The 15,363-nt window shown below is 41.2% G+C and carries 11 protein-coding genes; all 11 read right to left on the bottom strand.

Annotated elements, in window-relative coordinates; all coding sequences use genetic code 11:
- Positions 1–570 precede the first annotated feature (570 nt).
- The 11 genes from KPL72_RS15005 to KPL72_RS15055 all read right to left on the bottom strand — a co-directional run bounded on the left by KPL72_RS15005 (position 571) and on the right by KPL72_RS15055 (position 15,071).
- Positions 571–1,791, bottom strand: coding sequence for an MFS transporter (locus KPL72_RS15005; RefSeq protein WP_219703469.1), 1,221 nt, complete (start codon positions 1,789–1,791; stop codon positions 571–573).
- A gap of 172 nt (positions 1,792–1,963) precedes the next feature.
- Positions 1,964–4,795, bottom strand: coding sequence for a M16 family metallopeptidase (locus tag KPL72_RS15010; protein WP_219703470.1), 2,832 nt, complete (start codon positions 4,793–4,795; stop codon positions 1,964–1,966).
- Positions 4,796–4,894: 99 nt separating this feature from the next.
- Complete coding sequence (locus KPL72_RS15015; protein WP_219703471.1) at positions 4,895–7,651, bottom strand: TonB-dependent receptor; 2,757 nt, start codon at positions 7,649–7,651, stop codon at positions 4,895–4,897.
- 112 nt (positions 7,652–7,763) lie between these two features.
- Positions 7,764–8,750 carry a DUF4880 domain-containing protein gene (locus KPL72_RS15020; protein WP_219703472.1) on the bottom strand — a complete coding sequence of 329 codons (987 nt, stop codon included), beginning with the start codon at positions 8,748–8,750 and terminating at the stop codon, positions 7,764–7,766.
- 4 nt (positions 8,751–8,754) lie between these two features.
- Entirely contained in the window at positions 8,755–9,273 is a 519-nt protein-coding gene (locus KPL72_RS15025) for a sigma-70 family RNA polymerase sigma factor (RefSeq protein WP_219703473.1), read from the bottom strand.
- Positions 9,274–9,446: 173 nt separating this feature from the next.
- Positions 9,447–10,112: a glutathione S-transferase gene (locus KPL72_RS15030; protein WP_219703474.1), complete on the bottom strand. Its 666-nt coding sequence runs from the start codon at positions 10,110–10,112 to the stop codon at positions 9,447–9,449.
- Positions 10,113–10,266: 154 nt separating this feature from the next.
- Positions 10,267–10,506 carry a M48 metallopeptidase family protein gene (locus KPL72_RS21275; protein ID WP_249422280.1) on the bottom strand — a complete coding sequence of 80 codons (240 nt, stop codon included), beginning with the start codon at positions 10,504–10,506 and terminating at the stop codon, positions 10,267–10,269.
- Positions 10,507–11,259, bottom strand: a complete 753-nt coding sequence (locus KPL72_RS15040) for a retron system putative HNH endonuclease (protein ID WP_219703475.1) — start codon at positions 11,257–11,259, stop codon at positions 10,507–10,509.
- A complete protein-coding gene (locus KPL72_RS15045; protein WP_219703476.1) occupies positions 11,256–12,608 on the bottom strand; it encodes an AAA family ATPase in 1,353 nt (450 codons plus the stop codon). Before KPL72_RS15045 ends, KPL72_RS15040 begins: the two co-directional genes overlap by 4 nt.
- Positions 12,609–12,878: 270 nt before the next feature.
- Positions 12,879–13,805 carry a DUF6933 domain-containing protein gene (locus tag KPL72_RS15050; RefSeq protein WP_219703477.1) on the bottom strand — a complete coding sequence of 309 codons (927 nt, stop codon included), beginning with the start codon at positions 13,803–13,805 and terminating at the stop codon, positions 12,879–12,881.
- 252 nt (positions 13,806–14,057) lie between these two features.
- Positions 14,058–15,071 carry a 1-aminocyclopropane-1-carboxylate deaminase gene (locus tag KPL72_RS15055; RefSeq protein ID WP_212916507.1) on the bottom strand — a complete coding sequence of 338 codons (1,014 nt, stop codon included), beginning with the start codon at positions 15,069–15,071 and terminating at the stop codon, positions 14,058–14,060.
- Between the last annotated feature and the right edge of the window lie 292 nt (positions 15,072–15,363).

Consider the following 15,363-nt stretch of genomic DNA (forward strand, 5'->3'; position numbering starts at 1 on the left):
GTAGTTATGACCATATTCTTAGGAATACTGTTTTTTTTACTATCAGTAAATATCGCCTAACACATCATAAACACCAGTTAGGAACCGTTATCATGGCGAGTAATTATGGTGAAGCAGATCTAGTGTCTTTATCTGGGTTCGATAAACTATGCAAATAACTCAAGACACATTTGATTATCTTTTTTTAGTAATGATATTCACGGTCATGGTAGGACTTCTATGGACGCCTACGCTCTGGTCTTTGTTGACCTTCTTTACCCCTAAAAAACTGATGGACAGCTATTTTAAAGAACCGTACTTCACGCAAACCGAACTCATTTTTATGAGTCGGTTTCCGGTTTCCCTGTTTAGAACCCTTGTATTTGGTTGGATTGTGGTACTGCCTTTTGTGGATAGGGTTCGGAAAATACGACGTTGCCATGAAGTCATGCCCTTTTGGTATAAATTGGCATTACAAGTTTTTATTATAAGCTCCATGCTGATGTTTATAATGATCTTAGGAATAATGTTTTTTTTACTTTCTGTTGAAAAAATATAACTTTTAAATAATCCATTAGTAGAAGTAGAAGCTCAAGCCACAGTGGCACGAAGACGTGCCACTGGGCGCTCATCAATCAAGATATGAATTAATGCTGTGATCAAAGCAATAATACAGGCTGCCCACCAAACAACATCATAAGACCCCGTTTTGTCGTATAGATAACCGCCCAACCACACACCGCTGAACGAGCCAAGTTGATGGCCTAAAAAGACGATGCCGTAAAGCAAGCCCATGTAACGTAGACCAAACATTTGCGCGACTAATCCCGATGTCGGTGGCACCGTCGCCAGCCAAAGCAAACCAGTGACTATAGAAAACACATAGACCGACATATCGGTCATCGGTAATGTCATAAACAAGGCAATCGCCAAGGCTCTTAGCGCATAAATAATGGTGAGTAATTTTTTCTTCGAGTACTTTCCTGCCCAACTGCCAGACAATAAACAGCCAAAAATATTAAACAGCCCAATCAGAGCCAAACTTGCTACAGCAATATCTGGGGAAAAACCTTGGTCAGATAAAAACGCAGGCATGTGAACTGTGATAAAGGCTAATTGAAAACCACACACAAAAAAGCCAACCACCAACAACCAGTAATGCGAATAAGCACTGGCTTCGCGCAATGCTTCTTTCATGGTTTGTGTCACTTCTTTAGTCGTAGAGCTTGTGGCCTCGCTCTCTTTTACTTGGCGAAATGGGCTCGATAATAACACCATCATCAGAGCACACACGGCCATCAACATCAAAGCATTACTCCAGCCATAGGAAGCAATAAAATCTTGCGCGATAGGTACAACCAATAACTGACCGGCAGAGCCTGCAGCGCTACCTAATCCCAAAGCAAAGGAACGTTTTTCAGGCGATACCATGCGCGCCATCGCTGGCAAGACCACCCCAAAGCCTGTCGCTGCGATACCCATGCCCATCAGTACGCCAGCGCCCATATTGAGCCCTAGCACGCCATCGGCACCCGCCGTCACATACAAACCCAATGCATATAACGCGGCACCAATGAACAAGGTTTTCAAGGTACCGTAACGATCGGCAAAGGCACCAGCAATAGGCTGAAATAATCCCCAACATAAGTTTTGTAGCGCCAGAGCAAAGGCAAACACTTCTCGCCCATAGCCAAACTCTTGGGAAATGGGCGCCATAAAAAAGCCCATTGATGAACGCAAACCAAAGTTCAACGCCAGCAAGAGGCAGATAAGACCAATAGAAACGCTGAGTAACTTCACGGGACGCGACATGAATGTTTTCCTAACTAGGTAAGATCACGATGATAGATTTATTTCATAGTATTCATGACTTATTCATAAGTCGAGCAACAAGCCACTTTTCAACTTACCTTTAATGTTAAAAAATACCCAGCAATCTCATTGCCGGGCATTTTAAAGTGTTGTTAGATTAATTATTGAGTCACTAATCTATAGGGCGATAAAAACCCGTCACCCTATCGCTGAATGTTAAAGTATCAACAAGATTTTTTAGTTTGTCTAATGTTAAACCAGAAGCCAATTCATCCATCTCATCAAGATAACGAGCATCACCATACAGGGTTTCGCTCAATTCAAGTCGGTGCACTAACGTGCCATCAAAATCCTTTTCTAAGCGATTTTGCTCCACATCGACAAACGCCTTATGAATTTCATCCACCCACTCTTCGGTGATCATCTTTGGTAATTCCGTAAGCGTTTTTTGGGTCATGTCGGCCAAATCATCTAACCGTTCCGGAGAGCTTGAATATTGGATTTTTAGCTCGGCACGATTAGTCTCTTTATTAAGATCCAAGCCGACTCTAACACTATAAACACCTTGAACCTCACTGCGTAGGCGCTGCTTTAACTGCGCTTCTAACCGCTCGCCTAAGTAAGTAAGCTGTACCGCCGCAATTGGCGACCAAGGCACAGATTGATACGCATAAAGACGATATTCGGCTTTCGGTTCTGGGTTCAATGCAACATCGACTATCGCCTGACCCGCTTGCTGTACAACAGGCGCCGTTTCATAACTCGATTGATCGTAAGAAGCAGTATCACGAGGAATATTCGCTAAATACGCAGCAGCTAAGTTTGTCACTTGTTTTTCTGGCAAGCGAGACACCATAAAATAATGAACAGGCAACACCGCTTGCTTGTAACGCGTTTGCTGTATTACTTCTAACGACAAAGGCGCTAAATTAGATAAGCTAACCGTTAACTCTCTTTTACCGAAGCGTGCCTGCGCTAGACGACGGGAAAACACCTCGATAGGACGCTCTACCTTAATGCTGGCACTTCTTTTCAAATTTCTTATTATGCTGTCGTAAACATCAGCATCAATTTGGGGGTTAACTTGGTTAATATGATAAAGCCCCAATAGCTTATCTAACTTTTCATCATCAATCGCTCCGCGATACGCAAGACTTTGTTCCTTTTGCTTAGATGACAAAAACACACTATTCTCTTTTCGCCATTGCTGGAACTCTTCATCACTCCAACCATATATCCCAGTCGCATCAGACATTTGCGCAGCGATTTGTTCTGCCCAAACAGAGCCTTTTTTTACGTTATAACCCGCAGCAGAGAGGGCCGTAAAATAAGTTTTATTATCTTCCTCGGACTTATCTATTTGATAATGCTCGGCCAACACACTGGGATCGAGCAGTGTGAGTTTATCGCCGTTTGATAAAGACCAATACGATATACCTAATTCTGGGTTTCTCGAGGAAAGCGTCATTGAACCGCTTTTAGTAACCGCAGGTAATATTTTTACCGCTACTACTTTTTCTATTTCTAAGGCTCCAAGCTGTCGAGACTTCATTTCTTTAAAAATAGCTTCAACGGATTCCGCTGTACCGATATCAACACTTTTCCCACCCACAGCTTGCGTATAAAGAATACGATCTGGCGAAGACAACCACTGCGTCAGACGAGCATTTACGTCTTCCAAAGATATCGTTTTCACAAGACTCAGAATTCGATCATTACTCAGCTGAGGATCTTGCAGAACTTTATCAGAAGTGACAGCATCCATCATTTTAACTACCCAAATAGTACCTCGACTCTTCGCTGCGTTTTTATTACGCTCTGCTGTATCAATGACTTTTTGATAAACCTGATCAAAATCTTCTTGCATAAAACCATGTTTTTCAATTCGTTCTAATTCTTGAATTAATGTATCTAATCCTAAAACATGGTAACCATCATCGACATTCACAGAAAAACCTAAGATTGCCACATTAGGTGACACGTTACCTTTGGTAGTAGATAAGGCACGAACATGCTCTGGTAACACTTCTTTTTGCCGACGAACCTGCTGGGTCAATAGGTTACGTGTCATATAGTTAATCACGCCATTACGTATTCCTTCGTCCGTATCGTCAGTCTTACTTTCAAAGCGATATAAAAATGCCACTTGATTCCATTTATTACCTGGATCTTGAAGCTGACCAATTTTAAGCTTTTCATCTAAAACAGGATCTTTGGGATGGCGTTTTGGCAACTCTCGCCTAGGTTCAGCGCTAAACATTCGCTTAACTTGATCTTCCAATTCCGCGGTATCGACTGGTGCATAAATAACCAATGCCATATTATTCGGCGCATACCAATCTTGGTAAAACGTCTGAAGTTGTTCCGCGGGCGTGTTTTTAATCGTCGCTTGTGTGCCTATTACTGGGCGTTCTGGATACAAGGATCCAACCCGTAATAAGGCTTTTTTCTCATTATTCACTCGGGAGCGGTGGCTTAACTTACCACGCCATTCCTCTTGAATAATTAAACGTTCTTTGTCCAACGACGAAGCTTTGATTTCAGCATGAAATGCCATTTGTTGATAAATATCCAACACCTTAGTCAATCGCTCAGGCGTGGTGTTTTTCAAGTTCACCATATAGCGGGTATTTTCGCTGTTGGTCATGGCATTAAAGTCACGGCCTTGCTTGAATCCCATATCAGTCAAGGCTTTACGCACACCGTTTGGAAACGTCTTACTTTCATGGAACACCATGTGTTCAACCATGTGCGCCACACCTAACTGATTGTCTTTCTCATCAATAGCACCAGAAAGCACGACCAAATTCGCTAACGTCAGCCCTTTTGGCGCATCTTTTTCTTGTCGAGAATCGAATAAATAATAGCGAAAACCATTATCCAAGGTACCGTGTACAACTCGCTTATCCCATGGTAAAGCTTTGTCATCAGCATGCACTTGGGCCGTCAGAGCAAACAAACAAATCACCCCAGCAATACTCAGAAATTTCTGTAAAAAAAGCATAAAACAGCTCACAAAGAAGTTATTTAAAAACAGCCATAAACAAATGCTGGAGAGAGCATTTGTTTACAAGAAAAGAAAGGAGATAAAAGGAACATCTGCTTAAAAGCGCATACCAACCTCTATACTGGTCGAGCGGCCTAAAGTATAAGAATAGCTTCCTGAGCTAGTAGATTTATCAATATAATCATCAAACACATTGTTTATAGAAAGTTTAAAATAACCTTCTACTTCTTTGAAGATAACAGGCTTCCATTCAAATGACGTATCTAAAGTAATTAAACTATTAAATTCGAGATCATCATAAATATCATAATTGCCGGATAGATCTGTATAATTATCTCCTGTATCCTGAGCTATTTTACCGCCAGATTCGACATTAATTCGATTAGCCCAAACTAGATTCCAATCTGGAATAGCCGTTGAAGTAGAAAATGCTATGCTAAACGGAATATTAAAGTCAGACTTAGGTAATTGTGAGTTATAAATAACATTGCCTTTATAATAAATTTGATTCGAGTTAATTTCATCCTCATAAGATACATCTGACAACGCATTTGTTTCACTTTCTTGGTAACTAATAGAAAATTCACCATCAGTCTTTGTTCCACCGAACTCAAAAGGTTTTCGAGTTGTTAACTTTAAAGAAATAGTATCGGTAGAGCTACGACCAAAATTTGAATAGTAATTCAATCCTGATGCAGTCTTAGAACGAGTTACCATGTCACGAGTTTCACGGTTCACATACTTTACAGTAACATCAACATTACCTACTTGCTGAATTACACCAAATACCAACTCATCAGAGTAAGGCGTATCAAGATCATAATCATAAAAAGAGTTATCAGAATAAGAGGTAAACCGGTTAAGTGTACCATCAGTATTATATCGATAAGTCGTACGCCAAGAGCGCAACTGGCTATTAACCTCATATTGGAAAAAATCTCGTCCGTAATAACGGTTTGCTCCAGTGATTAAACGGGTTTTATTATCACTAAATACATCCCATTGAACATTGACTCGCGGCGAGAAATTTAAATTTTCTAAAGTAGACTCATAATCCGCACGTAATCCTAAGTAATAAGTCCAATCTCCATTTTCAATAGTATCAGATAAGTAAACACCTTCTGAATGAGATGATTTTTCCAGCTTATTTGCATCAACAATGTTAAGGATACGAAGATATTCATCATCATAGTCAATAACACCATCACTATTTGTATCACCGCAGCCACTAATTATACACTGATAGTTTTCACTGACAATTTGATCTTCTACTTGATAAAACTGTTTTTTTCGGTTCAATTCAGCACCGACTTTAAAGGTGTGTTTAAAAGAGCCCACATCAAATGCTTTATGTAGCCAGTCGAATTTAAGAGTAGTCGTATTCTGTTGCTGATTTATATTTCCATAACCACCAGTATAAGGCCACCGTCCATTATAAAAATCGGTATAGTGATATATATATTCTGAATCATCGGAAGACAAAGTGTCTCTTGCCTCATCGTAAGACAATGTCGTCGTCAATGTTCCTGAGTCTGCTTTATATATCACTTCAGAGCTAATACCTGATGCTTTATGTGATTTTATAAATGCAGAGTCATATGAGGCATTAGTAACTCCATCATGGTAACGATTTGCATAAAGGATAGACACACCAATATCTAAATTTTGATTAGCTTTATAGTCAAATCTAGCCATTAAGTTATCAATAGTATCATCGTAAGAAATGCCTTGTTTTCCATAAACAGTTCTACCAATATTTCTTACATAGCTTTGATCAAAATTAGAGTTTGCACGAGAAGCAGTAAATGTCATACCAAGCTTGTCTGTAATTCCTTGCGCACCGGTTAATGTATAGGTCTGCTTTAAGTACTCTGGCGTATACTCTCCTTCTAATGAATCACCATCAGCCATATCTTCCTCTAAAGATTCATCAGCGTGCATTTCATCCCACTCATCCCTAGAGATAGCATATTTTACTGACAAATAATCTTCGCCATCATATCGCTTTAATTTTGCGGAAATAACACCACCCAGAAAGCCGCCAAATTCGACTGGAATATTAGAGTCATAAACAGTAACTGACTCCACAGCATCAGGATCAATATAATAACTTTGAGATGAACTGCCGGACAGCATGCTCAAATTACTCGGATTAATCGGATTGGAATAAGTATCTTCGGAGTTTCCAGGATTTAAATCATTATTAGCAGACATCCCGTCGATAACAAACGAGTTTTGATAATGTGACTGACCATGAATAGACACTTCATCAGGGCGCATGCTTGCGCTACTTGCTGAAGTGCTCGAAGAACGACTATAACGAACCGCACCATTCCCACGAAGTAAGTCAGTAAGATTTCCAGTCTCTCCTGCCATACTCTCGATTTCACTCGCACTTAATAGGCTCGTACCTAAGGTGGTTACAACTTTATCTTCACGAACCAACAATGGCGCCATGGTTATGCCGTCGGCACTTTTGGAGATAGAGCTAGAATCCACTAAAACAATGCTTTTATCGTCACCAATATCATAAGAAAGACCTGTGCCTGCGAGCAACAAATCCAATGCCTGTCCTGGCGTGTATTCACCGTCAAAACCGAGTGTTTTCTTGTTTTTAAGAAGCGCCCCATTACCACCTAAATACATACCCGATACAGCGGCGAAAGTATTAACGGCTTGTGATAAAGGTCCTGCAGGAATGTTGTAGTAACGCTTTTCAACAGCAGCTGATTCGGCATAAGCAAGGGATGTCATCGTCAACGCTACGCCACTGGCGAGAAGCGTATTTATAGCAAGCAGAGAAGCGGTTGTACGCTGCTTGAATCTCTGTCTTGGTAATCGGAAAAAGGCCATAGAAACTCCGTAATAATAATACTTCTTATTACTATTACCGAATGTAAGCGAAGAAAGGGACATGAAAAAAAATGTTTTTTTAAAATACTTTGAAAATAAATTCCAGTGAACGTTAAGCTGCGGAAATACTAATCCACCAAGGCAATGGATGCTTTGCACGTATAGGAAAAGATTTAGATAACATAGAAAGCACAAGATCCATATCGTGAGTAGGAAAAGTTCCCACAACACGTAAGTCCGCTACACTAGGATCAAGATTAATATGCCCATAGTGATAACGCCCTATTTCCGCCATAAAATTTGCTAGTGGCATATCTTCAACAATTAATAATCCATTACGCCAAGACTCATAAAGCAGAGAAGCTGGCTGAGTCTCGTCCATAGCGTTAGCGGTAAAAGCCACGGCTTGACCAGCGAAAAACGTCTTAGATAGCGTTGAATTCAAAGGCGTAAGAGAAACGGCCCCTTCGTAAACGGCTAAAATAGCCTGTTTATTTGATAGCTGACGCACGCAAAAGCGGGCTAAATCACGACCGGAATTAACAATGCCATGATCACAGGAAACAGACAAAACTCGGCTGTCAGAAGATGCTTGAGTTTGCACCAACATCTCGCCCGTCACGAGAGACAGACCTAGATAATTACGGCCATAGGATCGGTTCATCGCACTATTCGTATTCAGCCAGACCTTAGCGCCATCCTCTAAATCGTAAGCCTCCACTTGCCCGACTTGCGTATGGAAATCAGCCATCCATGCAGACGCCATTCTAGGCAATGGTGTTTCATTCCAACCAATCCAACCTAATGCCGCAACACCAGTAACTCCTAACACGCCTTTCATCAACTGACGACGACTCATTGAGCTACCACTTTCTAACACATAACTCGCCGACTGCTGTGCGTTACTGTCTTGAATAGAAGAGAACATTACGCCAATCGATTCCACTTGTTGCCATGCTTTACGGTGCGCTTCGTTTTCGTTTAACCACTGCTGCCAAGCACGTCGATCGGCTTCTGAAATCGGCTTATCAGATAACACAGCAAACCATTCTGAAGCGGCTTCCAGATGAACATAGTTAGATGGTTTAGAAGATGACATAAGATTAAAGAGACTGATTGGATTTGAATAAAAGACATTGCAGCATGGCTTGCGCCATATAGCGCTTTATCATACGTTCGGAAACAGACAAGCGTTCAGCTATTTCTCGGTAGGTCAAACCATGAAGCTGAGATAAAATAAGCGTATTTGCTACCTTTTTAGGTAGCTTAGCAATCATCGCATCTAGCTCACAAAGCAACTCAATCATAGCTGCTGAATGTTCTGCCGATGGCACAAATTCTTCTTCACAATGCGCCAAGGATTCTAACCAAGCTTGCTCGACTTGCTTACGACGCCAATGATCAATATACAGTCCTTTAGCAATCGTACTTAAAAAGGCTCGAGCTTCGCCCATATTAGAAAAATATTTCGGCTTTTTAAGTAATCGTACAAAAGTATCTTGTGCAATATCTGCTGCCAATTCATGACAACCTAGGCGATTTCGAATCCATCCTGTTAACCATCGGCTATGTTCAACATAAAGCTCACCAACATTTTGGGACGCTTGACACTCAGGACTCATTGATCCGCTCAACCTCATTAAAATGGAAACATTGCAAAGAGAGTGCAAAATACACTTAATGAGAACGAATATCAATAAATAGAGTAAAACTTAAACATCAAACCAAAGATAATCCTAGCAACCACTCTGGCTTGGCATAACAATATTGAGATAAAAACATCTAAAAAAACACACTACAAAGTAGTAAAAGCACCGCCTTTTGCTAACGCTTGTTGGTAAGCTGGCACAGCTTCTACTTGCTTGATAAAACGAGCAATATTGGGATACTTGGTCAAATCCATGCGCGTGCTCGACGCTTGCAATGGAAAACTCATCTGAATGTCTGCAGCGGTTAATTCCTCACCGGTAAACCACTTATGCTCACCCAGAGTTTTTTCAATAAACTGCATCTGCGGCGTAATACGAGGCATGATGAATTTGTCTTGGACTTTACCCGAAATCGCCTTGGCGATCGGTTTTACAAAAAACGGCATAGGGCTTTGTGGAATTTTCATCATCACAAGCTTCATTACCAACAAAGGCATCAGAGAACCTTCCGCAAAGTGTAACCAATAACGGTAATCCAATAATGCCTTGCCATGCGTCGGTCTCAAGCGTTTTTCCGTGTCGTATTGGTCTAACAAATACTCAATAATCGCCCCAGACTCAGCCACGGTTAAATCACCATCAGTAATAACCGGCGACTTACCCAATGGATGGACTTTCTTCAAAGACTCAGGGGCAGAAGCCGTCTCAGGATCACGCTTGTATTCCACAATCTCATACTCAAGCCCTAACTCCTCCAACAACCATAAAATACGCTGGGAACGAGAATTCTCTAAATGATGAACCGTAATCATATAATCTCCTTATTGTTTTATCGGGAACGAATATTGTTAATTTTTACACTACAAACTATACGCAATAAAACAAAAAAGAGATGACTGATTCGTACAAAAAGGCGACAACAAATGGTTATTCGCTCAAATAACGCTAAGCCATACTATCCAATCGTTATTTCACCGCTTTCCAGTTTGGCCTCACTTGAGTTAACAAGCGCCAGAACCGACCACTGTGGTTATGTTCGGCAATATGGCAAAGCTCGTGCAAAAATACAGTCTTTTGGTGCTTTCTTGAGGTGAGGATTAGGCCAGCATGAGACGAAATAAACTCGTAACCTAAATTGCTTAACAGCGTCAGCGAGGGAATCTTCGAGCTCTGTTCCTCATTGAAGTTAGCCAATGATGCGTTCATTTAGGCACCTTGTGTCAAAGATTTAATCGCAGAAGGAAAAGACGCAATCTGCCCTGCTTCGTATTCTGTGGTTTCTAACTCAATCAGAGCAACTATTTTTGTAGAATCTTCTGTTTTATCAATATCTTCTCTAACTTCCGCCATACGCTGGCGACGCTGATTTTTAAGATAAGGATGGTTTAGATTCAGCAGATTAATCGTATACTTTGCTTTCTCTTGCTCTGCGTCATCGAGATGTGGTGATGGAACAATTTCACCGCTTGCTTCTAGAAACGCAAAGAAACGCTCACAATCTGGGTCAGTAGGAGAAATGAACTTTTCCTCATCATAGAAATTTTCTTTTGCGTGCCCACCAAAATATGCCCTATGACTATCATCATCTTCGATAGTCCGGCCTATAAACCGATCTTGTGCAAATAAAGGTTCATCTCGAACATCTAAGATACTAAGCAAAAGATTGGTATAATCAAATGTCTCTTGCGGATAAATACTTTTCGGTCTTATATGCTCTATATGACACCCATTACTTAGTGCATCTAAATTCGCAGCAGACTTAAAATGCTCTAAGTTAAACTCAGTATATCCACACAAGCCTTGTTGCTCGATTTTAAGTTTATTTCTCACGGTAGATTTTTTGCTATTAAAGGACTGCCAACGCTGCTTAGCTTCTTCGGCTGTTTGTGGTCTACCAACTCTCGTGTTTTGCCTATCTAATACATTACTGCCTAATTCCGTTTTAGCAATCACTCTCATTGTGCCAGCAATCCCTTACGTCGAATTTTACGATCTGCTTTCTGTAACTCATGATGATCTACACCAAGCATTCCCTCTAGTTTGACGCGGAGCGCTTTACCTTCATCTGTGTCATGTTGCCCTAAGTCAATCATGTTTAAATAGCGCTCGACTTCTACCACCTGTTCAATACGAGGTTTAGGATTAACATGCATCACTTCCGTTAAAATATCATTACTGGCTTCGCCATAAGTTTCACCAAAGATAGGCTGAACGGCGCCTGTTTTACCCAACACTATGATGGATTCTTTTTTAACGGTTGAGAGCACTTGAGGGCTGTGGGTCGTGACAATAAATTGTATATTCGGAAAGGCTTCTTCCAAATTCTGTAGCACTAATTGTTGCCATTCAGGGTGCAAATGCATGTCTATTTCATCGATTAACACAGTGCCAAATGTACTATTCACTGCGTTGCCCTCTAAATGTGGGTTCAAACGCACACAGCGATAGGCAATATCCGCCACCAAGCCAACCATATTCCGTACACCATCACTCAACAAAGAAATAGGAATATCACCCTGCTTAGGATGTGTTGCAATAATTTGTTTTGAACTTGCACCATAACGTACATTTTTCCAACCAGAAGGTGCAAGCACGGTATTAATCGCATTACCAATAGCACTCAATAAGCGCCCACGAACCGTTTTTCCTTTGCTTAACGCGCCCTCAAGACCTGACTGCTCAAGTATCTCCATACGACGCTCGTAATCAGCAATGCTTTCATTACGAAGCCAGCGAGCAAAAGCGTTGTAGCTGGACTCTGGGTCCATGCAATCGCGGTAACCTTCTAAACGGCTTGCCTTGCTGAGCGATTCTTCTTTGACAGAGGAAAGTGATTTCTGCTTCCAGAGACGTCCCGTTCCATAGTAAGCCAAAATAGGCAAGGTGACAGCCTCGCCATTTTGCACCGCTTTTTCTAAGCGCTTGGCAGAATTTTTTAGAGGAGCCACCTGAGTAGTGCGACTTTTTTCGGAATTAAGGTTGCGAGTCCAAGAGAGAGGAAAGTCCGGAATAGACGATGCTTCGTAAGCCTTACAAGTCACAGTAACAGGAAACTGGTATTCCATTTGAACCGTTTCCCCATGCGCTGATTGAGTAACAGCAAGGTGAATATCATCTTTATGAACACCACGATCCACGCCTGTTCCAAAAGCACTAAGATATTGTCCATAAGCCACAGAAATCGCATCTAACACAGAGGTTTTACCAAAGCCGTTTTGCCCGACAATCACATTCAATCCTTGGTTAAAACCACATTCAAACGTGGTAAAACCACGAAAGTTCGAAAGTGTTAGCGTCTTTAATTTCATTATCCTTCCTCCGCAAAGAGCGGCTTTTATGTCACCCATTATAGAATGTCGTTCTTTAGACAGTCTTTCAGGCTAAAACGCTAAAAGTTTGCTATATAGCGAACAATACAACGTCAGCACGAAAAGTTTACTATATAGCGAACAATACAACGTCAGCACGAAAAGTTTACTATATAGCAAATAAAACAAGAACTTTAGCGCTTCTTTTGATAAGCAGAGAAATCAATGACATTGTCTTTTTGCTTAACGCCTTNAAATAAAACAAGAACTTTAGCGCTTCTTTTGATAAGCAGAGAAATCAATGACATTGTCTTTTTGCTTAACGCCTTGTTTTTTTCCAGAACTGGAGTTGGTGTTTTTTGGCTTGGCATTTTTTTGACTCAATGAGCCTTCACCCAAATGCGCCACGCCAGCTGGCAAGGATTTGAGCAATTCGTCGAGCGCAGCTTCAGCGGTTTTGTCATCCGAATCGTCTTCTGACAGACCGTCTAGTGAGAAGTGTTGGAAATAGCTTTTTGCTTCCAGCAAATTCGGTGTGATGATTTTTTCTGGGTCAGAAGAATACGCGTTGAGCCATTGCAGTAAAAAGGCCTGAACCGGATAGAAGTGACCTTTTTGGCCTTTCACGCTACGTATTATTCTACCAGTAAAGAGGTTAAAATCGAGTAAGTCTTCTTCCTCTTCGAGTATAAAGTCTTCGTAGCAATGGCGCTGCAAATGCCAAGACACGTCATTGATATGAGCTTGCGCACTGCGATCGCTACGTTGGTAAAACACCGCACTGTTGCCGAGTTCATGGCACGCTTCTAAGGATTCGGCGATGTCTTTTACAACCATATTATGCGGCGCAGTAATGCCCATAATATTCAGATACAAATGCCCTTCAAAATCGTTTAAAAAACTAGCGACATCACCTTTTTTCGGAGCCAACATGGTCATGCAATAACGCGTATTGTAGTCCATCACCAGCAAGTATTTTTGGCGTTTCACCGAAATACAATGCACCAACCAATGCCAATCCGTATCGTACACATCGGTTAGTCCTAAACGATTAGGAAACACTACACCATCTCTTGCCTGTTCGATGGCTTCGGTAATGGTTTTGTGTGGCGGCGTTTCCACACAAGTACGTTTTTCACCTTTTACCTTAGTGGTAAATAATTCCACTGCGGCTTTCGTACAGTTAAACACCCACATGGATTCCTCTCAGCTGCTTAGTTTTTACTTTTCGACTTTCAACACAACGCGACGTTTGCCCGTTAGCAATTTCTGCATTAAGGCTTTTTTTATTTTCTCTAATGCGCCAGTTAAGATTGTAAAGCATCGATACTTCAGACGCATCGACAAACTGATTGGTGCACGCCCATAATATACTTTAAAAACAAAAAGGCTTCTCAGTGGAAGCCTTTTTGTCGATAAAACACAGCGTTTTAGATAGCTTAATAACGCTTAGCCATTACGATAAATATAGCTATAACCATTAATAGCAGGAACACCGCCAAGATGAGCGTAAAGCACTTTTGAGCCTTCTGGGAAGAAGCCTTTTTTAGACAAGTCGATCAAGCCTTGCATGGATTTCCCCTCATAAACGGGATCTGTCATCATGCCTTCTAAACGCGCGACCAAGCGAATCGCGTCATTTGTTTCATTAGATGGGACACCATAAGCTGGGTAAGCGTAATCTTCATTGATAACAATGTCGTCAGCGGTCATTTCACGACCAAGTTCAACCAACTCTGCAGTTTTTTGTGCGATAGAAAGCACTTGCGCACGGGTTTGCTCTGGCGTACCAGACGCATCAATACCAATAACATTTTTTGAACGTCCATCTGCCGCGAAACCCACAGCCATACCAGCATGAGTAGAACCCGTTACGGTACACACTACGATGTAGTCGAATTTGAATCCTAGCTCTTTCTCTTGCTCACGCACTTCTTCAGCAAAGCCCACATAACCCAAGCCACCAAATTTATGCACAGACGCACCTGCTGGAATTGGGTACGGAATCCCGCCTTTGGCTTTTACATCTTCAATGGCGTTTTTCCAGCTTTCACGAATACCAATGTCAAAACCATCATTCACAAGATCGATTTCTGCGCCCATCACACGGCTCATCAAAATGTTACCAACGCGGTCATAAACCGCATCTTCAAATGGCACCCAGCTTTCTTGTACCAAGCGACATTTCATGCCAATTTTAGCGGCTGTCGCGGTAACCAAACGAGTATGATTAGATTGCACACCACCAATACTCACCAAGGTATCCGCACCGGATGCAATGGCATCTGGCACTATGTATTCCAGTTTACGAAGTTTGTTACCACCTAAGGCTAAACCTGAGTTGCAGTCTTCACGTTTCGCGTAAACTTCAATATTGCCTAAGTGATCAGATAGACGTTGTAGCTTTTCAATTGGCGTTGGTCCAAATGTAAGTGGGTAACGTTCAAATTTTTTCAGGTTCATAGCCGTCGTTCCTTATCAGTTTAAAGTTTGTCGATTTAAGCTCTTCGTTGTAAGCAGTTCGTTTTAACTTATAAACAGACTACCGAACAAACCATGAAAGGTGCTTTCTAATATCAATTATTTTAGAAAGATAAAAAAATAAAAACCATAAAAATGATAAAGAAACAGTCAAAAAAACCATAAATACGAAATATAATTTCATCTGCAAAAACACGTTATTCTCTCCTATAAAGCACCAATCTAGCGAAGATATTGAACGAGAAAAAAGCGTAATTTAGAGCAAAAAAAGACC

It is taken from the genome of Marinomonas lutimaris, from assembly GCF_019426345.1.
Classification (GTDB): Bacteria; Pseudomonadota; Gammaproteobacteria; order Pseudomonadales; family Marinomonadaceae; genus Marinomonas; species Marinomonas lutimaris.

What these genes read in the sequence shown, in the direction of transcription:
- KPL72_RS15005 (WP_219703469.1), bottom strand. Translation starts at nt 1,791, where the DNA reads ATGTCGCGTCCCGTGAAGTTACTCAGCGTTTCTATTGGTCTTATCTGC.
- KPL72_RS15010 (WP_219703470.1), bottom strand. Translation starts at nt 4,795, where the DNA reads ATGCTTTTTTTACAGAAATTTCTGAGTATTGCTGGGGTGATTTGTTTG.
- KPL72_RS15015 (WP_219703471.1), bottom strand. Translation starts at nt 7,651, where the DNA reads ATGGCCTTTTTCCGATTACCAAGACAGAGATTCAAGCAGCGTACAACC.
- KPL72_RS15020 (WP_219703472.1), bottom strand. Translation starts at nt 8,750, where the DNA reads ATGTCATCTTCTAAACCATCTAACTATGTTCATCTGGAAGCCGCTTCA.
- KPL72_RS15025 (WP_219703473.1), bottom strand. Translation starts at nt 9,273, where the DNA reads ATGAGTCCTGAGTGTCAAGCGTCCCAAAATGTTGGTGAGCTTTATGTT.
- KPL72_RS15030 (WP_219703474.1), bottom strand. Translation starts at nt 10,112, where the DNA reads ATGATTACGGTTCATCATTTAGAGAATTCTCGTTCCCAGCGTATTTTA.
- KPL72_RS21275 (WP_249422280.1), bottom strand. Translation starts at nt 10,506, where the DNA reads ATGAACGCATCATTGGCTAACTTCAATGAGGAACAGAGCTCGAAGATT.
- KPL72_RS15040 (WP_219703475.1), bottom strand. Translation starts at nt 11,259, where the DNA reads ATGAGAGTGATTGCTAAAACGGAATTAGGCAGTAATGTATTAGATAGG.
- KPL72_RS15045 (WP_219703476.1), bottom strand. Translation starts at nt 12,608, where the DNA reads ATGAAATTAAAGACGCTAACACTTTCGAACTTTCGTGGTTTTACCACG.
- KPL72_RS15050 (WP_219703477.1), bottom strand. Translation starts at nt 13,805, where the DNA reads ATGTGGGTGTTTAACTGTACGAAAGCCGCAGTGGAATTATTTACCACT.
- KPL72_RS15055 (WP_212916507.1), bottom strand. Translation starts at nt 15,071, where the DNA reads ATGAACCTGAAAAAATTTGAACGTTACCCACTTACATTTGGACCAACG.